We start from the raw sequence: 19,542 nt of genomic DNA, 5'->3' as shown, positions 1-19,542 counted from the left end.
TCCCAAATCACTTAAACTTTGCTTTTTGATTATAGTGTGTATGCAACAACTGATGTGCTTTTTCACTATTAGGATGATCTAAATAATTGCGATAGAGATCCTGTATTTGAGAATTTTTATGAGATTTACGTACTGGTAAAGACACATCCTCATCATACAAAGCTTTGGCTCGGGCAGCTTTAAAATTAAATCCACTATTTCTTATAGTTGCATTAACATATGGCTGTCCACCACCATTAATGCATCCACCCGGACATCCCATGATTTCAATAAAATGATAAGGCGAAATACCTTGACGAATATCATCTAACAATGGTTTGGCCAGTGACATACTTTGAGCAACCGCAACCTTTAATGTCTGATCACCAATTTTAATGGTTGACTCTTTCACCCCTTCAACACCTCTAATCGCATGATAATCAATCATCGTCAAGTCTTCATGAGCCAAAACATCAGCGACTGTTCTTAAGGCTGCTTCCATCACACCACCACTGGCACCAAAAATAACACCAGCTCCACTATATTCACCAAATAAATCTTGATCGAAATCATCATCTTTTAAATCTCTAAAATTAATTCCAAACATCTTAATCAGTTTTGCTAATTCTCGTGTTGTTAAAACAGCATCAACATCCTGATAATGTGTTGTTTTATTTTCAGGACGTATTTTTTCACCCTTTTTAGCGACACAAGGCATAATCGAAACAACATAAATATCTTTTGGATCAATCCCTTTAGATTGTGCATAGACAGATTTCACCATCGCCCCTAACATCATATGAGGGGATTTACAAGTAGACAGATGATCTAATAAATCAGGATATTCATGTTCAATATAATTCACCCAGCCCGGACTACATGATGTAATCATTGGCAAAGTCCCCTGATTTTTCAAACGTCCTAAAAACTCATAACCTTCTTCCATAATTGTTAAATCAGCCCCAAAATTGGTATCATAAACCTTATCAAAACCAACCAGCTTTAAAGCATGAACCATCTTTCCTGTAACTCTTGTGCCAATAGGCATACCAAATTCTTCACCTAAAGCCCCACGAACAGCTGGTGCTGTTTGCACAACAACATGCTTCGTTGGATCATTTAAAGCCTCAATCACATAATGTATTTCTTCTTTTTCATGTAAAGCACCCACTGGACAAACGTTAATACATTGCCCACATTGCATACAATTGACATCATCAAAGCTTTTATCATAAATCGGTCCAACCTTCGTTTTATAGCCACGATTCATATAACCTAAAATTCCTAATCCTTGAACTTTTTGGCATGTTTCCACACAACGTCCACATAAAACGCATTTTGATGTATTACGCACAATACCTGGTGAAACTGTGTCAAATGTTGGTTCACTCTTTTCACCAGCAAAAGCATCTTCACGAACACCTAATTCCTGACATAAACGCTGTAATTCACAATTCGTATTACGAATACAAGATAAACAATCTTTAGAATGATTGGAAACAATCAATTCCACCACTCTACGTCTGGCATCCAATGCTCTTTGTGAATTGGTCTTAATAACCATGCCTTCTCTGACTGGATAAACACACGCTGCACATAAAGTCTTAGCACCTTCAACTTCGACTTGACAGACACGACAGGCACCCGTTCCAGTGACATCTTTTAGATAACATAAAGTAGGAATATGAATGCCATTATTCTTGGCAGCTTCTAGAACAGTCTGTCCTTCATAGGCTTCCACTTCTCGATTATTAATGGTAATTTTTATTTTTGACATCTTCTACACCTACTTTCTTTCTACCACTTTAAAGTGACATGCTTTCATACATAAACCACAGCGAATACATTTGTCAGGATCAATCTGAAAGGCTTCTTTTCCAATCTTTCCACTAATGGCTCCCACAGGACATTGTCTTGCACAAAGACCACATTTACGACATTCATCTTTATTGATTTCATAACGTAATAATTTTTTACAGACTCCCGCTGGACATCTTTTATCAATGATATGTGCCAGATATTCATCTCTAAATTGATGAATTGTTGAAAGAACAGGATTTGGCGCAGATTGACCTAATCCACACAAAGCTGTATCTTTAATTGTCATAGCCAATGTTTCCAGTTCATCCAATGTTTCCATTGTCCCTTGTCCGTCACAAATCTGTTCCAACAATTCCAGCATACGCTTTGTTCCAACACGGCATGGTGTACATTTTCCACAAGATTCATCAACGATAAAATCCATATAAAATCTAGCCACATCAACCATACAATTATCTTCATCTAAAACAATCATACCACCTGACCCCATCATTGAACCTAATTTCACCAGTTCATCAAAACCAATAGGCGTATCTAATTGTTCTTCTGTCAAACATCCACCTGATGGTCCACCTGTCTGAACAGCTTTGAATTGTTTATGATTTGGACAACCACCACCAATTTCATAAATGACTTCACGCAGCGTTGTTCCCATTGGGACTTCAACAAGTCCTGTATTGGTAATTTTACCACCTAAAGCAAAAACTTTTGTTCCTGGTGACGACTCTGTTCCAATAGATCTAAACCAGTCTGCACCATTTAAAATAATTTGAGCAATATTGGCATAGGTTTCAACATTATTAATAATCGTTGGTTTTCCCCATACGCCTTTATAAGCTGGAAATGGTGGTTTTGAAACAGGCATTCCTCGTTCACCTTCAATAGATTGAATCAACGCTGTTTCCTCTCCACAGACAAAAGCACCAGCGCCTAAACGAATTTCCAAATCAAAATCAAAGCCAGAATCAAAAATATTTGTTCCTAATAATCCCAATTCTTTTGCTTGAGCAATCGCTGTTTTTAAACGTTCCACCGCAATAGGATATTCAGCACGAATATAAATATATCCATAATGAGCCCCAATCGCATAACCAGCAATAACCATTGCTTCAATGACACTATGAGGATTTCCTTCGAGAATGGAACGATCCATAAATGCGCCTGGATCTCCCTCATCAGCATTACAAATCACATATTTTTCATCACCCGGTTCATTATAGGCAAACTGCCATTTTAGTCCAGTTGGAAAACCTCCTCCACCACGACCTCTTAAACCACTCTCTTTAATGATATCAATAACTTCTTGAGGGGTCATCTGTGATAGAACCTGACCTAAAGCAAAATACCCATCCTGTCCAATATATTCTTCAATGTTTTCAGGATCAATGATTCCACAGTTATGCAAAGCCACACGCTTTTGCTTTTGATAAAAACGTGTATGACTAATATCATGAATTTCCTTTGTTTCTTGATCAGATTCATTCAACATCAAACGTTCAACAGGACGTCCTTTATAAAGATGTTCCTGCACAATTTCTTTCACATCTTCTTTTTTGACACCTTTGTAAATAATATTATCAGGATAAATAGAAATATTAGGTCCAGCCCCACATAACCCTAAACAACCTGTTCTTAAAACCTCAATTTCTTTATCAAGCCCCATCGACTTGATTTCTTTTTCAAATTCTTCTATTAATGCTCCAGAATTTCCAATTGTACATCCTGTTCCAGCACAAACTAAGACTTGCGTTCTCTTATATGGCATCTTTGCACCTCCTATTTTGAATAATGTCCGACAGTATATTCATCAATCACTTCACCATGTATCAAATGACGTAAAACAATATCTTTCGCTTTCTTTTCATCAACCAATACATATGTGGTTTTTTGATTATCTTTATCAAAAATTTCTACAATGGGTTCTAAAGCACACATACCAATACATCCTGTTTGCATGACTGCAACAGGTAAATGAGCTTTAGCCACTTCTTCGACAAAGGTGTTCAATACAGGACGAGCTCCTGCTGCAATACCACAGGTTGCCATTCCTACCACAACACGATAATCCTGTCCATCTTGGCCACGCATGGCCATTCTTTCTTTTGCCTGATACCTAATTTTCTTCAATTCATCCAATGACTTCATTGATGCATACCCTCCTTTATATAATCTTTTAACCATAGTATGATTTCTGGCTGATTGATTGGCACATCACCCAAAAGAGCTTTTATATCTTCTGTATTCATATCAAATGCCCAATCATCATTTTGATAATGAAAACAATAATTCACTTTTTCATCATATTGAATACAAGTGATCATAGTATCAACTAAATTTCCCATTGGAGGTGTATCAATATGATTTTTTACATATTCACCTATGATTTTTGTTCCTTTTTGTAAATGAGAATCTATTTGAAAATAACCGCCCGTCGCTTCTACACTTTCTTTAAACAAAGGAATACCTAAACCAATAGAACGTGTGGTACGTGTCGTAAAAAAGGGATTCGTGACTTGTTGTAAAGTTTCTAAACTCATACCACAACCATTATCACATATTTCAATATGAATCATATTATCCTTGATACTATCTTTAATCCATAAATGGATCTGTAAAGCTTGAGCACGTAAAGAATTTTGAATCATATCCAAAATTGTCATTGCTATTTCCTGCATTATCTTTTTCTCCATATCTTTTCTAACTGTTGAAAATCAATCTGATAAAGTGGTTCTTGGATATCTTCTAATTGATGAGCATCACTATTGATCAAAACAAGATTATCCCTACAATGAGGACAAAGTTTCTTTAAATCAGCTAACTGTTTTAAACTGCTCACTTCAATACCATCATAATCCAAAGATTCTGGTATATCTTGATACAATTCATAAACACCATATTTTTTTTGGAAAACATGAGCTAAAACAGCTATTCCTTGAAACTGATGAATCTTGGTAATGATTTGATTTAATGTTAAATCTAATGCATTTAAAAGAAGATAAACTTCTTCATCTATAATTTGATCATTTTCATCGAATATATATTGATTTCCATAGTAATCTTTTTGATTAATTGTTTTCATAAGATGCTGATCTATCCATTGTTGAATAGGCTGTAAATGTGTTCCTCTTTGAAAATAAGCCAAAACATGAATATTTTCACAACTTTGTAACTCTACTCCATATATAAAATCAATCTTTCCTTTTAAAATAGGGCTTTGAATGACTTTTTCTAAATGATGTTGTTGTTTTAAAGAATTATGATCAGTAATCGCAATCAAATCTAAACCTTTGATATAAGCCATATGAAAGATATTATAAATGGTCATGGTATCATCACTGCAAGGTGATAAAGCAGAATGAATGTGTAAATCATAATACATATTATAAACCTAACGTTATCAAATCTTTGACAAGTGCAAAAGCATCTTTAGGGCTGACCAGCAAAGGAATCTGCAACTCTGTTGCCTTTTGAATCGTTTCCTCATCAGGATACGATCCCTGTACAAAGACAATCCCTGCAAAATCAAGCAACTGTGCAACGGCCACCACATTTAAATGTTTTTGAACTGTCAACCATAACGTTCCTTCTTTTCCATGTGCCATCACAACACTCAATAAGTCACCTATATAAACATCTTTGATTTCCTGCTTACAACTGACATCATTGATGAGTTCCAAAGGTAACTGTAATATTTGTTTGACCTGCATATTCTCACCTTCTTTTGATTCGACAAAGTGAATCATCTACTTCACCACTCGCTATTTTCATAGCCAGACCACGACAATTGGCAAAACCACAACTTCCACAATCATATTGAGGTAAAGTATCCAAAATCGCATTCACTTTTTGAAACCATTTCATACGCTCTTGAATGGATTGTTTTTGAACATTGATCTGACGTTTTTTAAGATATTCATCTTCACTTAATATCAGATGATTGTCTAAACAATCATTCAACATACTTTCAATATGAAAACGTCCTTCAAAGGGATTATTCCATAAATAATAACCACCAATACATCCCTGATAACAATGATACAAAGCAATCAAACGAATATCCTTTAAACGATCAAATTCAATCAAATCTAAAACCATGCGAATTTGTGGTAAACCTTCCACACTCATCACTTGTAAATGATCTTTACCAAATAAATCACTGACAATACTTTTCACACCATCACGGTATATATCAATATCATCTTTTTGTTGGCTTTTTCGTTTATTAAAATGTGGAAACATACGTGAAATACTTAAAGCATAATCAATCTGTGAATTGTCTTTACCTAAAGGTTCTTTCGCTAAAGTGAGTTTTCCAACACATTCACAGAGTGAAAAAATACCAATATCTTTACCTTGATATTTCTTTCTTAAACGTCTGGCTGCAATTTCTACAGGATAATCATAAGGTAATAGATGATCTATTAATGTAGGATATTCCTGTTTAATCAAACGATTAATACTTGGACAAAAAGATGTCAACATCACACGATCTGATTGAAAACTGGTTTCAATAGCCTGTTGGTAAAGATATCCTTCAATATCACTATATTGCACAACCTCATCAAAATGAAAAGCTTTAATAGCATGAATAAAAGCTTTTAATTCATCAAAACTTTTAAAATCAGATAATAAAGATGTTGGAATCAAAGCAATATTATATTCATGTTTTTCAAAGGCTTTTGTAAGATTCACTTCTTTAATTTTTAATTGTTTATAATCACAGGATTGCACACAGACATGGCAATTGATACAGCTTGAATCATCGATCATCACTTGACCATGCATAATAGAAATCGCTTCTGTAGGACAAGATTTGACACACTTAATACAGTTTTTGCAGTGATCCCCTAAAAAATGAATAACTGGTTTCATTGAAATGTCATTTGAATATGTGTTCCCTCTGGCGAAGATGTAATCTGAAATGAAGACGCAACACTTTTCATATTAGACAATCCCATTCCAGCTCCAAAACCTAAAGAACGTGCTTTTGTAGAGGCAGTCGAATAACCCGGTGTTTGTGCTAATTCCAGATCTTCTATACCCGGTCCAACATCGTCAAAAGATAATGTGATAACACCATCATCATCCATTTCAAAAGTCACAGTTCCACCATTGGAATGAATCACAATATTTATTTCAGCTTCATAACATGCTATCGCTACAGCCTTAAGAACACGACGATCAATGCCAATTGTTTTTAAAGTTCTTTTAATATCTGTAGAGGCTTTCCCTGCATCCTCATAATTTTCTTTTTCTACTTGATAAACATATTTCATTATCTCATTCCTTTTCCATATAAAAGCCCACAGGCTTCAAACATCGTTTGATCAGTTTGAAAAAGATTAATGTGTAAATCTTTCGCTGTTTCTATCATCTGTTGATCCAATGGTTTTCCTCTCACCAAAATCACTGTATCTAAATCCAAAACCTCTGCTGTACGTAAAGATTGTACATTGGCTAATCCTGTTAAAAATAAAACATCTTCTGTTTCATCCTTCAACAAAGCTAAAGCATCCGACATTAAATCAGTCGCAAAACCTTTATCATAATTTTTTTGATAAATATTATCTTGTGCAATATAGATTTCTCTTGCTTTTAAAAGAGCCACGATATCTTGAACTAACATGGTTCTTCTTCCTTCAAATAATCAAGAATAAGCATTTTCAGATCTTCCAGTTGTTTCTGACATCCAAAAACTGTCCCATCCACACTGACAACTGGAGCCAATCCACAAGCTCCCACACAACGCGTGGCATCAATTGAAAACAATCCATTTTCACTGGTAGAATTCACTTCACATTCCGTCATTTCACAAAGCAAATCTAAAATCGTCTGTGCTCCATTGACATAACAGGCTGTTCCAAGACAAACTGAAATGACATGCTTTCCCTTTGGTTCGGTTGTAAACTGTGAATAAAAAGTCACAACACCATAAACCTTAGAAACAGGAACATTCAAAGCATCAGCTATTTTTACCATTGCCTCAAAAGGGATATAGCCAAGCTCATCTTGAATATCATGAAGCATTAATTTCATAGGTCCTTTTTGATCCTTATGCTGATCAACAATCGCATCAATCTTATCTAAATACTCTTGTTTCAAACCTCCCATAAACATACTCCTTTCCTATTTATAAATTCATTATATCATAGTTTGTAAACGCTTTAAATTTATTTTCAGTAAACAAAAAGACTTTTAATATATCCTTTCAATATATAAAAAAGAGAAATCTCATTCTTGATTTCCCTTACAAAGATTTAACTTTTTTTCATCTTCTATTTCTTTAGCTAAATACAAATCACTTCGACAATGCATATCAGAAATTCCATTTCTCATCAATTGATAGATTTGTGATATATAAAAGATATTCATTGCTTTTTTATATCCCAATGATTTCTATTCATAAGCAATAAGACAATTCTTGCATATTAGGTCTTTTATATTTCAATCTTTTTAAAGCAACAGATTTATCAATCAGTCCTTTCATTGTATATAGTATCACATTTTTATTGTGTTTTATCTATATAGGCAGGTTTTAAATGAATGAATCAATAATCTCCTCTTTGATGAAATTCTTTTTTATTTCCACTGATTTGATGTCTTTCCTGAAGTTTCTTTTCGATATCTTCCACTTGAATACCTTGTTGATACATCAAAACAAGCACATGATAAAATAAATCACTGATTTCTCCAATTAATTCCTCTTTATTATTGTTTTTTGCAGCAATAATGGTTTCACTCGCTTCTTCTCCAACCTTTTTACAAATCTTATCAACACCTTGATCCAATAGATAATTTGTATAAGATTTTTCAACAGGGTGAATATGACGATCAGCAATCACATCATAAACTTCATGAAAGATTGTTTTTTCAAAAACATAAGGAATTATCTCTTGAAAGAAACATGAATAGGAACCAGTATGACAAGCTGCTCCTACTTGATCAACAATAATCAGTAAAGTATCATCATCACAATCCAGATACATGCCTTGAATATATTGGAAATGTCCTGATGTTTCACCCTTATGCCACAGTTCCTGACGTGAGCGTGAATAAAAATAAGTTTCACCTGTTTCTAACATTTTATCATATGCTTCTTCATTAACATAAGCCAACATTAAAACGGACTTTGTTTTTGCATCTTGTACAATGGCTGGTACTAAGCCATTCCCTTTTTCAAAATCTGGTTTCATAATTCCCTCCTTACGGGGATATGATGTTTGGCACACAATGCCTTAACATCTTCAATGGTTGCTTCCTGATAATGAAACAAAGAAGCCGCCAAAGCCCCATCACAATTTGTTTTTTCAAATACTTCTACAATATCTTCCTGTCCTCCACAGCCACCACTGGCAATCACAGGAATCGACACAACACGCATCAGTGCATTCAACATATCAATATCAAAACCATCTCTTGTTCCATCACGATCCATTGATGTTAATAAGATTTCACCAGCTCCTAAATCTTCACATTGTTTGGCCCATGTTAATAAATCTAAACCTGTGTTTTTTCTACCACCGGCTATATAGACATCATAACCCGATTGATCTTCTCGTTTTTTCGCATCAATAGCCACAACAACACATTGCACACCAAATTCATCGGATGCCTGTTTGATAAGTTGAGGATTTAAGATAGCTGCTGAATTAATAGAGACTTTATCTGCTCCACTGGATAAAATCATACGAAAGTCATCCAATGTACGAATACCCCCACCAACAGTTAAAGGAATGGAAAGTTCACAGGCAGCTCTTTGAATGACATCTTTAAGAATATCTCGATTTTCATAAGTCGCTGTAATATCAAGAAAAACAACTTCATCTGCACATTGTTCATCATAGCGTTTGGCAATCTCTACTGGATCACCAATATCTTTTAAGCCAACAAAATTGACACCTTTTACAACTTTTCCATCTTTAATATCTAAACAGGGGATGATTCTTTTGGCAAGCATTCTATCACCTCTTTTAAATCAATTTTTCCTTCATAATAAGCCTTACCTACAATGCAGCCTTCATAACCTTGACGATAAGCTTCTAAAACATCATTTCTATCTTTGACACCACCTGATACAATACAGCGTAAAGATGTTGTATCTTTGATTTGTTGATAAATATCAAATGAAGGCCCTTGTAAAGTTCCATCTTTCGATATATCTGTACAAATAACGTATTGAACACCCATCTTCTCTAATGTTTTTAAAAAATCTAAATAATGGACTTGGGTTTGTACTAGCCATCCTGAAGTCGAAACATACCCATCTTTAATATCTACCCCTACAACAATCTTTTGTGCCCCATATTGTTTTAACATTGCTTTTAGAAAATCTGGATTCTGAATAGCTGCAGTCCCAAGAATAACACGATTGATACCAATTTTATCTAAATATAAAGAAACCGTTCTGGCATCACGTATACCTCCACCCACTTCAATAGGGATAGAGATCGTATTACGTATTTTTTTAATTGTTTCTATATTGGTTGTCATGCCATCTTTAGCCCCGTCCAAATCCACAACATGAAGATACATTGCTCCCATGTTTTCAAAGGCTTGAGCCAGCATTTCTGGTGAAGAAGAATAGACTGTTTTTTGTTGATAATCGCCCTTATATAAACGAACAGCTTCCCCATTTTTTAAATCAATTGCTGGAATGATTATCATTTTACCATCTCCTTAAACGCTAATAATATTTTTTGACCAACTTTTCCACTTTTTTCAGGATGAAACTGACATCCCATAACATTGTCTTTAGCAACAACAGCTGTAATCTTTTCTTGCCCATACTCACAATAAGCAATCAACTCATCATCAGTAGGATATGCCATATAAGAATGAACAAAATAGACATAATCTCCTTGATGAACATATTGCATGAGAGGATGTTTTTGTTGCATTATTAAATCATTCCATCCCATATGAGGAATCTTTGCCTGAACTTCCATGCGTCGAACTTCTCCCTTTAAAAAGCCTAAACCTTGTGTTGGACAAACTTCATATCCTTTTTCAAATAAGACTTGCATTCCTAAACAAATCCCTAAAATGGGAATACCGGCCTGTTGTCTTTCATTTAAAATATCAATCAAATCATATTGTTTTAAATGTTCCATCGCCACTGGAAAAGTTCCGACTCCCGGCAAAACAATCCCTTTGGCCTGACGAATGACATCATGGTCACGACTCACAACAACATCCATACCTAGTTTTAAAAAAGCATTTTGAACACTCATGAGATTACCTACATGATAATCAATAATCACAATCATCTTACAAGACTCCTTTAGAAGAAACAATTTGTTCCCTATTCTTTTCATCAATACAAATAGCTTGTTTTAAAGCTCTGGCAAAACTCTTAAACATAGCTTCAATAATATGATGTGTATTTTCTCCATAGTTCTCTACAATATGTAATGTCATCAAAGCATGATCACTGACAGCTTTAAAAAATTCTTTTGTCATTTCTGTTTCATAATTTCCTAAATGCTGGCAAGGTAATTGAGCTTGATAAACAAGATAAGGGCGTCCACTTAAATCCAGTGTCGTTGTGACTAGAGCTTCATCCATAGGAATAGCCATTTGACCATAACGATAAATTCCTTTTTTATCTCCCAATGCTTCTTTTAAACATTCACCAAAAACAATTCCTAAATCTTCTACTGTATGATGACTATCTACTTTTAAATCACCCTGACATTTGACAATACAATCTATTCCACTATGAAAAGCTAATAACTCAAACATATGATCCATAAATCCAATGCCCGTATCTACTTGAGCTTGACCTGTTCCTTCTAAGCAAAGGGACATTTCAATAGATGTTTCCTTTGTTATTCTTTTGATTTGACTTTGTCGCATGATTCATCCTCCTTAAATCTCACTGCAATACTATTTGCATGTCCATCCAATCCTTCTTTGTTTGCAAAAGTCATCACATCATCTTTAAAAGTCTGTAAAACTTGTTTTGGATAATAACTATAAGATGAATACTTCACGAAATCATAAACACCTAAAGCACTATAGAATTTAGCTGTTCCTCCTGTTGGTAAGACATGATTTGTTCCAGACATATAATCCCCTAATGGTTCTGGTGTATATTCTCCTAAAAAGATAGAACCAGCATTATGAATCAAAGGTAAAGTATTCATTGGATTTTCTACTAAAACTTCTAAATGTTCTGGCGCAAATTCATTAGATACCTGAAAAGCTTCCTCAATAGAATCCACCAAAAAGGCACCACCATAATTTGTCAATGATGATTCAATAATATCAGCTCTTGATAAAAATGGCATCTGTTTTTGAAGCTCGACATTTACCTGTTCAATCAATGATTGAGATGTTGTCACCAAAATAGCACTCGCCAATTTATCATGTTCTGCCTGACTCATTAAATCAGCTGCAATGTATTGTGGATTGGCTTTTTCATCAGCAACAATCAAGACTTCACTAGGACCCGCAATCATATCAATATCCACACGCCCATAACAACATTTTTTAGCTGTCGCAACATAAATATTTCCGGGACCAACAATCTTATCTACCTTTGGTAACATATTTGTTCCGATAGCTACACCGGCAACACCATGTGCTCCTCCTACTTTATAAATACGTTCAATGCCACAGACATAAGCAGCTGCTAAAATAGAAGGATTCACTTTTCCATCAGCCTTCACAGGTGTGATGATTATCAATTCTTTGACACCAGCCAGTTTGGCAGGAATCGCATTCATCATGACCGTTGAAGGATATGTGGCAGTTCCACCTGGTACGTATAAAGCAACTTTTTCTAAGCCACGTACAATCTGTCCCATCATCACTCCATTTTCCTTATAAATAGACCATGAACGATCAACTTGATGTTGATGAAAATCAATCAGTTGTTCTTTTGTACGTTCCAATATACGCATAAAATCTTTCCCAACACTTGTCACACCATCTAAAATTTCTTGTTTAGAAACAATAAAATCTTGTGGTCCTTCCATCCTATATCCATCCAATTCATAACAATATTTCATGATGGCCTGATCACCATTTTTTTCGATATCTTCAATCATTTGCATCACAGTTTCATTAACCTGTTGCGAAATTTCTGTTTTACGTGAAGAAAACTTCTTCACCACATCTTTGAATTGTCCTTGTAAATCATATGTCTTCAACATCTTTATTCCCCCTTTAATTTTTCTATCAAATCAAAGATTTCATCTTTTTTAAACTTCAAACTCACTTTATTTACAATCATCTTTGTTGATACATCACTAATTTTTTCAATAATTTCTAAACCATTTGCCTTCAAAGTTGAACCAGTTTCTACAATATCCACAATCGCATCACTTAATCCCACAACCGGCCCTAATTCTACCGAACCTTCTAATTTAATAATTTCAACATCCTGTTGTTTTTGATGAAAGTAATCTTTAGCTACCTTCGTATATTTGGAAGCAATACGCTGACGACGTTTAAAAATCTTATCACGATATTCTGGATATGCCGCTAAAGCAAAATAACATTTTCCAATATTTAAATCCAACATCTCATAATAATCTTGAAAATCACTATCTTCCAAAGTATCTTTACCAACAAAACCAATATCCACAATACCATGTTCTAAAAAGGTTAAAACATCATTTGCCTTTGCAAAAATCATAGATAAACCATCACTTGTTTCAATCATCAATTCACGATCTTTATGAATAATAGGCTCCATATCAAAGCCCTTTTCAGCCAACAACTGACAAACCTGTTTTTCAATACGACCTTTCGTTATTGCTATTTTAATCATGCTTCCTCCTCCTTTTCTAAGGCCTTTAAAATATGACTTAACTCATAACTAAAGCCAATGGCTGGAACCTCTCGATCAAAATGATTCATCAAATGATCATAACGTCCCCCATTCATAATTGGTTGTGCGCTATAAGGAGAATAGCCTTTCAACATGATTCCCGTATAATATTTCATCATGGGTGTCATCGCTAAATCAAAAGTCAGAAGTTCTCTATGAGGAATCTTTTCATACAGTTCAATCAATTCTTCAATCGCTTCCTTCAACAATGTATCTTCCACTCTATTTTTCATATCATATAACACTTGAACATCCCCAAATGCCTGAGGTAAAGTCATTAATAATGTCTGTATACTTTGATCAAAGTGATGACTTTCCACAAATGATTTCATAGCACTTAAATCACGTCGTTTCAAAATATCTATAAATCGTTCATCATCAACAATCTCGACCAAACGATGATAAAACTTAGCTGATCCCATCTCAATACGTATATGTTTCAATTTTAAACATGTCATTGTCTTTAAAACAAGTTCCAGACATTCCAAATCACCAGCAAATCCTCCCTTCCCAATCAGTTCAACTCCTGCCTGAAAAAACTCACTGCTTCTTCCTTTATGCCTTTTTTCTTTTCGATAAACCTTTCCAAAATAACAATATCTTTTTTCACCATTTTCATTTTGTGAACAATATAATCTTGCAAGTGGAACTGTAAAATCCACTCTTAAAGCGACTCTTTTTCCTTCATAATTGACATATTGAAACATCTTTTCTTCATCAATTCCAATATCCATATCATTATAAAGATCAACATATTCAAAAGAAGGCATTAAAACTTCCAAGTACCCACGTTCAACAAAGAGATGTCTTAAATCCTTTTCAATGTCTCTGAGTACAGAAACATTATCCATAATGGCATCAATACTTTCTTCTGGTATCAAATATTTAAATTCTTCCATAAAGTCCTCCTTAACTAAAAAGACGAGCCATAATGACTCGTCCATTCTTTCTAAGTCATTAGATACACCCATTTATAAATATATGCAAAACGGGCTGTATCTTTCTAAGATATAACCCTAAGTGTTCCAATGATGATGGTGATGAAATTGTTGATTTAAAATTGTCTTTTTCATAAATATCACCTCATTTTTTATCATTCTAACACATTTAAAAGACAAAAAAAAGAATTTTTTATAAAAACTTTATAAGTATTCTCATCTATCATATTCATAACTTAAAAATCAACTTTTAAAGACTTATATAAAAAAAGAAAGGTCAGTAAAACCTTTCTATCAAACTTTACCATGCATTATCTACAATGTTATGTCCATCCACACGATAAAGATAATCAGTTGTCCAGCTTGTGTCATAAGGCTCATTATGCGTTTGATGCGTAGATGGCATAAAACGAACACTATAAAATCTTGTTCCAACGTAGTTTTGGTCCTGTTTCCTCATTAGAATAATATCCTGCACTGTTTGAGATTCTGCTACCGAGGAATCAATACGTCGTGTTATATAAACACCATATTGATCATCATTTTGTGAATAGATAGTCATATCCAATATTTGCACATCTAAAATAACACCCTCACTATTATCTATTCGTGTGATTTCTTGATCAATACTTTTTACAGCTTGATAAATATCATCTTCATCTTGCACTTTAATAAGATTTTCATCCGATTTTATAGTTGAAATATCATCAACTTCCAGTAGTTGAGTATAACTTGCATAACGTTGCTGATCTTTTTCTTCCTCTGCTATTTCATATGATTCTTGCTTAGATTCTTCTTGTGAGGAATCTGTTGATTCATTGGTTGATATAGATTTTTCTGTTTCTTGTTTATTTAAATCTTCTTCAAATAAATCCGGATTTATTCTAAGAGTATTATTATATTGTCTATCCAATTGATAAATTTTACATTCATCATTATCCAATTGAATAAGATAATCATGTAGTTCATCTGATATATATAAAATTTGATTACCTACAAGAGAAACCTCACATACATCTTGATTCATAACAACTTGATGTTGTTTAATAACTAAGTTCATCCACTCATTTCCATATATACACCCTTCATATTCATCTATGAAGCTATCTTGATCCTGTGTGATTTTATTCATTGCATAAAATTTATAAGTATCATCGTAGGCAATATAAAAAACATCTTCAAATTGACCTACTCTTTGAACAAAATTGGTATCTATTTCAAAAACTTTTTGTCCAAATAAATAACGTACGTTATCATAAAGAGTCAACTGTTTATCATCTATACGATAAGCTAAATATTGATCATGATAATTGAAATAATTAAGTTTTCCAAATGGTAATACTATAAATAAACCAATGATTATACATCCTATTAAATATATAGGAAAAGAGTGTTTTTTCATTATCAAAACAAGTCCAATACTTATTATCACAACAAGTATAATGATAAGCTCTATCCATAATCCAGTCCAATCAATAAGATAAGTATTCATTAATAAACAATAACCAACACCTGTGATAAGCTTCATCACAACTGAGCAAAAAGCTACAACAAGTAATATAAGTAAAAGCATAGACATTTTTCTTTTTGGTGTCATTGTTGAATCTATTACCTTTGTACACAAAGATTGAAAATAATTGACAACATCTCTATCATATTCAATATATAAAATAAAATCTTCAAAAAAAGCGATAATAACTTTTGAATCATATTGTACCTTTTTAAGAGATGTTAAATCAAAAATACGATTTTGATAAAAGAAACGATGATTTTCATCAATAATAACTAAGTCACTACTAATCGTTTGTTGAAGCTTATTCATTTTTTTCTTTTTTGCAATAACAATAAATTCTAAACATAAAATCCCCAATGCTATCATAATTCCTATAGAACTCCAATGAAAGTCTATACATACTAAACCAATAGAACATCCTATCAAAATAATAAGGAAAATCATAATAGTGAGTCTATTCTGTCTTTTATAACTTATACGATCTTGCATTCTTTGAATATGTAATTCCACTTTCTCACCTCATTTTCTGAGATAGACAGACAAATGATTTTTGCTTTACACCTATATATCGACTGATGACATCACATTTGACCATCAATAAGAAATAAATATTCTTATCTTCCTCACTTAAACTTTCAAAATTAGCTTGACCTTTCGCAATGATGAGATCGGCCTGATGATAAACATCTAAAAACTCTTGACTGGCACGAGAAAGAATCGTGCCCAGTGATCCATCCCCATTAGAAATAATTGTTGCATATTGATCCATACCAACTTCATAAGCATCTTCTAATATAGAATCATTAACAACCGGTTTCCCTCTTGTCACAAAATAAATTTTGAGTTGAGGATTCATTGCTTTTATTCTTTTAATCAACAATAAATCAAGACATATTTCACCACAATTATCTCCCAGATAGACTAAAGAAGAAGCACTCATTAAATCTTCTTTTAATCTTTCAACATGATTAATAGTTAAAGATAATTGATCCATATTTTGAAAATAAGTCATCATATCTTTTTGTACATTTTGATGGATAGGACTAAAATCTATGACATTTCCCACAATAGCATATAAAACAGCTTGTTCAAACGAATCAATCTGTTGCTCAATTTGAGATAATTGTTTTAAAAATAACTGATTATAATCATATCGAATCTGATAATAAGGATCTTCACAATGTAAATAATCTTTAACTAAGGCAAAGACTTCACCGATAATTTCAGGATTCGTTTTATGAAAATCCATTTGACTCATATAATGAAAGACTTGATGAAATAATTCATCTTGTTCTAAACAATCTGTCATTTTTGCAATTTTAACAACTTGATTCATCAAACATGGTAAACATTGTTTATTGATTTTCATGAGTTGAAATCTCCTTTGATATTTTTTGATAAGCATTTATAAATTGATCACTATTCAATACATAAACATGACTTGTTTTTTGATGTTGAATCATAACATGATGTTTTGATTTCCTTTGAATAGATTGAATATTTTGATAAGGAATCAAAACAGGTAAAAATGCAGCAATCTTCCATTCATAAATCATCATTTCATTTTCAAATAAAACAATCTTATATCTGGCACTCATTAACACGAATGCAATCAATCCCAGTAAAAAGCTACCGATAGACTGTGGAACATTCTTTTGCATATAAGCATAGATACCAAAGATCATAAAGAAAACAAATAAAATCAGACATAATAGAAATGTTCTATATTCTTTAAATTTTTTCATCATTTTTTATCACCTATTGTAGTTTATCATATTTAAGGAAGAATGAAAACTTTATTCCCTATATTATAAAAATTTATCATTTATGAAGAAATAAGACTTTTGAATTCTATTTTAGCGAAAAATAAACATTATTTTTATCTAAATTTCAAAAATTATAATAATTTTTTATTAAAATGCTTGTTTTTTATTTATCATTGTATATAATAAATTCAAGGAGGATTCAAACAATGAAATATATTGAGAGAGTATTAGAAGATGTAAAAGCAAAAAATACTGATCAGCCAGAATTTATTCAAGCTGTCGAAGAAGTTTTAGAAAGTTTAGAACCTGTTATTGAAGCTCATCCTGAATACGAGGATATGGCTATTTTAGAAAGATTGGTAGAACCTGATAGAGCCATTATGTTCAAAGTTCCTTGGCAAGATGATCAGGGAAAAGTTCATGTCAATAGAGGATATCGTGTTCAATTCTCAAATGCGATTGGACCATATAAAGGTGGTTTAAGATTACATCCATCTGTCAATTTAGGAATTATTAAATTCTTAGGTTTTGAACAAATCTTTAAAAATTCATTAACAACTTTACCAATTGGTGGAGGTAAAGGTGGTTCTGATTTCGATCCACAAGGAAAATCAGACAATGAAATCATGCGTTTCTGTCAATCATTTATGACTGAATTATATCGTCATATTGGACCAGACGTTGACGTACCTGCTGGGGATATTGGAACAGGTGCCAGAGAAATTGGATATATGTATGGACAATATAAAAGAATCAGAGGAGCCTATGAAAATGGTGTCTTAACTGGTAAACCATTACCATATGGTGGATCTTTAATTCGACCTGAAGCAACTGGATTTGGTGCTGTTTATTATGGTAAAGAAGTTTTAAAACACTTCAATGATTCTTATGAAGGTAAAACAATTGCATGTTCAGGTTATGGAAATGTTGCCTGGGGTGTATGTTTAAAAGCAAGAGAATATGGAGCAAAAGTTGTTTCTATTTCTGGTAGAGATGGATATGTTTATGATCCTGACGGTATTACTACTGATGAAAAAATTGATTTCTTATTAAAAATCAGAAGTTCAAATGATGTCAAACTTAAAGATTACGCTGAAAAGTTTGGATGTGAATTCCATGCTGGTGAAAAACCATGGGGATTAAAAGTGGATATGGCTTTCCCATGTGCGACACAAAATGAAATTGGTTTAGAAGAAGCGAAACAATTAGTTGCTAATGGAGTGAAATATATTATTGAAGGTGCTAACATGCCTACAACACCTGAAGCCATTACTTACTTCTTAGAAAATGGTGGAACTTTAGGACCTGCAAAAGCAGCAAATGCTGGTGGAGTTGCTGTATCTGCATTAGAAATGGCTCAAAACTCTATGCGTTATAGCTGGAGTGCTGAAGAAGTTGATCAGAAATTACATGATATCATGGTTGATATTCATGACTCTTCAGTCAAAGCTGCTCAAAAATATGGTTTAGGATATGACTTAATTAAAGGAGCAAATATTGCTGGATTTGAAAAGGTTGTAGCTGCTATGATTTCTCAAGGAATCTATTAATAAAAAAAGATTGTCAAGATATAAACTGTACCCTGTAAAATGGACAGTTAAATAAAAAGGTATCACTCTAAAATGTGATGCTGAATATTTAACCGACTCTGTTTTACAGGGTCTTTTATTTTGCTTATAATATGATTTG

23 protein-coding genes are annotated in these 19,542 nt (G+C 33.2%); 1 reads left to right on the top strand and 22 read right to left on the bottom strand.

What is annotated here, in order from left to right:
* Window positions 1-7: 7 nt before the first annotated feature.
* From B5E75_RS06945 to B5E75_RS06845, 22 genes are all read right to left on the bottom strand, one after another.
* Window positions 8-1,756: an NADH-dependent [FeFe] hydrogenase, group A6 gene (locus tag B5E75_RS06945; RefSeq protein WP_087358036.1), complete on the bottom strand. Its 1,749-nt coding sequence runs from the start codon at window positions 1,754-1,756 to the stop codon at window positions 8-10.
* Window positions 1,757-1,765: 9 nt separating this feature from the next.
* Window positions 1,766-3,565: an NADH-quinone oxidoreductase subunit NuoF gene (locus B5E75_RS06940; RefSeq protein ID WP_087358035.1), complete on the bottom strand. Its 1,800-nt coding sequence runs from the start codon at window positions 3,563-3,565 to the stop codon at window positions 1,766-1,768.
* An 11-nt stretch (window positions 3,566-3,576) separates the two neighbouring features.
* On the bottom strand, window positions 3,577-3,945 hold the full coding sequence (locus B5E75_RS06935; protein ID WP_087358034.1) for a (2Fe-2S) ferredoxin domain-containing protein: 369 nt from the start codon (window positions 3,943-3,945) through the stop codon (window positions 3,577-3,579).
* Window positions 3,942-4,475, bottom strand: coding sequence for an ATP-binding protein (locus B5E75_RS06930; RefSeq protein WP_087358033.1), 534 nt, complete (start codon window positions 4,473-4,475; stop codon window positions 3,942-3,944). Before B5E75_RS06930 ends, B5E75_RS06935 begins: the two co-directional genes overlap by 4 nt.
* On the bottom strand, window positions 4,475-5,179 hold the full coding sequence (locus tag B5E75_RS06925) for a PHP domain-containing protein (protein WP_087358032.1): 705 nt from the start codon (window positions 5,177-5,179) through the stop codon (window positions 4,475-4,477). Before B5E75_RS06925 ends, B5E75_RS06930 begins: the two co-directional genes overlap by 1 nt.
* Window position 5,180: 1 nt before the next feature.
* A complete protein-coding gene (locus B5E75_RS06920) occupies window positions 5,181-5,507 on the bottom strand; it encodes a hypothetical protein (protein WP_087358065.1) in 327 nt (108 codons plus the stop codon).
* A 4-nt stretch (window positions 5,508-5,511) separates the two neighbouring features.
* Window positions 5,512-6,672, bottom strand: coding sequence for a [Fe-Fe] hydrogenase large subunit C-terminal domain-containing protein (locus B5E75_RS06915; protein WP_087358031.1), 1,161 nt, complete (start codon window positions 6,670-6,672; stop codon window positions 5,512-5,514).
* Window positions 6,669-7,076: an ATP-binding protein gene (locus B5E75_RS06910; RefSeq protein ID WP_087358030.1), complete on the bottom strand. Its 408-nt coding sequence runs from the start codon at window positions 7,074-7,076 to the stop codon at window positions 6,669-6,671. Before B5E75_RS06910 ends, B5E75_RS06915 begins: the two co-directional genes overlap by 4 nt.
* Window positions 7,076-7,426: a hypothetical protein gene (locus B5E75_RS06905; protein WP_087358029.1), complete on the bottom strand. Its 351-nt coding sequence runs from the start codon at window positions 7,424-7,426 to the stop codon at window positions 7,076-7,078. The genes B5E75_RS06910 and B5E75_RS06905 overlap by 1 nt, the downstream gene beginning before the upstream one ends.
* Window positions 7,420-7,911, bottom strand: coding sequence for an NADH-quinone oxidoreductase subunit NuoE family protein (locus B5E75_RS06900; RefSeq protein WP_087358028.1), 492 nt, complete (start codon window positions 7,909-7,911; stop codon window positions 7,420-7,422). The genes B5E75_RS06905 and B5E75_RS06900 overlap by 7 nt, the downstream gene beginning before the upstream one ends.
* Before the next feature lie 120 nt (window positions 7,912-8,031).
* Window positions 8,032-8,172, bottom strand: coding sequence for a hypothetical protein (locus tag B5E75_RS14410; protein ID WP_241146640.1), 141 nt, complete (start codon window positions 8,170-8,172; stop codon window positions 8,032-8,034).
* Window positions 8,173-8,348: 176 nt separating this feature from the next.
* The gene (hisIE, locus tag B5E75_RS06895; RefSeq protein ID WP_087358027.1) at window positions 8,349-8,993 is read right to left on the bottom strand and encodes a bifunctional phosphoribosyl-AMP cyclohydrolase/phosphoribosyl-ATP diphosphatase HisIE; all 645 of its coding nucleotides are present in this window, start codon (window positions 8,991-8,993) and stop codon (window positions 8,349-8,351) included.
* On the bottom strand, window positions 8,990-9,757 hold the full coding sequence (hisF, locus tag B5E75_RS06890) for an imidazole glycerol phosphate synthase subunit HisF (protein WP_087358026.1): 768 nt from the start codon (window positions 9,755-9,757) through the stop codon (window positions 8,990-8,992). The genes hisIE and hisF overlap by 4 nt, the downstream gene beginning before the upstream one ends.
* Window positions 9,727-10,464, bottom strand: coding sequence for a 1-(5-phosphoribosyl)-5-[(5-phosphoribosylamino)methylideneamino]imidazole-4-carboxamide isomerase (hisA, locus tag B5E75_RS06885; protein ID WP_087358025.1), 738 nt, complete (start codon window positions 10,462-10,464; stop codon window positions 9,727-9,729). Before hisA ends, hisF begins: the two co-directional genes overlap by 31 nt.
* The gene (gene hisH / locus B5E75_RS06880) at window positions 10,461-11,066 is read right to left on the bottom strand and encodes an imidazole glycerol phosphate synthase subunit HisH (RefSeq protein WP_087358024.1); all 606 of its coding nucleotides are present in this window, start codon (window positions 11,064-11,066) and stop codon (window positions 10,461-10,463) included. The genes hisA and hisH overlap by 4 nt, the downstream gene beginning before the upstream one ends.
* 1 nt (window position 11,067) lies before the next feature.
* On the bottom strand, window positions 11,068-11,655 hold the full coding sequence (hisB, locus tag B5E75_RS06875) for an imidazoleglycerol-phosphate dehydratase HisB (protein ID WP_087358023.1): 588 nt from the start codon (window positions 11,653-11,655) through the stop codon (window positions 11,068-11,070).
* Window positions 11,628-12,956 (bottom strand): histidinol dehydrogenase, encoded by a 1,329-nt coding sequence (gene hisD, locus B5E75_RS06870; protein ID WP_087358022.1) that lies wholly within the window; start codon window positions 12,954-12,956, stop codon window positions 11,628-11,630. The genes hisB and hisD overlap by 28 nt, the downstream gene beginning before the upstream one ends.
* 2 nt (window positions 12,957-12,958) lie before the next feature.
* Entirely contained in the window at window positions 12,959-13,576 is a 618-nt protein-coding gene (gene hisG, locus B5E75_RS06865) for an ATP phosphoribosyltransferase (RefSeq protein ID WP_087358021.1), read from the bottom strand.
* Window positions 13,573-14,535, bottom strand: coding sequence for an ATP phosphoribosyltransferase regulatory subunit (locus tag B5E75_RS06860; protein WP_087358020.1), 963 nt, complete (start codon window positions 14,533-14,535; stop codon window positions 13,573-13,575). Before B5E75_RS06860 ends, hisG begins: the two co-directional genes overlap by 4 nt.
* Window positions 14,536-14,875: 340 nt before the next feature.
* Window positions 14,876-16,597 carry a hypothetical protein gene (locus tag B5E75_RS06855; RefSeq protein WP_087358019.1) on the bottom strand — a complete coding sequence of 574 codons (1,722 nt, stop codon included), beginning with the start codon at window positions 16,595-16,597 and terminating at the stop codon, window positions 14,876-14,878.
* 4 nt (window positions 16,598-16,601) lie between these two features.
* On the bottom strand, window positions 16,602-17,456 hold the full coding sequence (locus B5E75_RS06850) for a damage-control phosphatase ARMT1 family protein (RefSeq protein ID WP_087358018.1): 855 nt from the start codon (window positions 17,454-17,456) through the stop codon (window positions 16,602-16,604).
* Complete coding sequence (locus B5E75_RS06845) at window positions 17,443-17,832, bottom strand: hypothetical protein (protein WP_241146639.1); 390 nt, start codon at window positions 17,830-17,832, stop codon at window positions 17,443-17,445. Before B5E75_RS06845 ends, B5E75_RS06850 begins: the two co-directional genes overlap by 14 nt.
* A 227-nt stretch (window positions 17,833-18,059) precedes the next feature.
* Here B5E75_RS06845 and gdhA point away from each other — a divergent pair, with 227 nt between their 5' ends.
* On the top strand, window positions 18,060-19,403 hold the full coding sequence (gene gdhA / locus B5E75_RS06840; RefSeq protein ID WP_087358016.1) for an NADP-specific glutamate dehydrogenase: 1,344 nt from the start codon (window positions 18,060-18,062) through the stop codon (window positions 19,401-19,403).
* Window positions 19,404-19,542: the final 139 nt, after the last annotated feature.

Source organism: Massiliimicrobium timonense, assembly GCF_002160865.1.
Classification (GTDB): Bacteria; Bacillota_I; Bacilli_A; order Erysipelotrichales; family Coprobacillaceae; genus Allocoprobacillus.
This window is presented reverse-complemented; position numbering and strand designations above follow the sequence as displayed.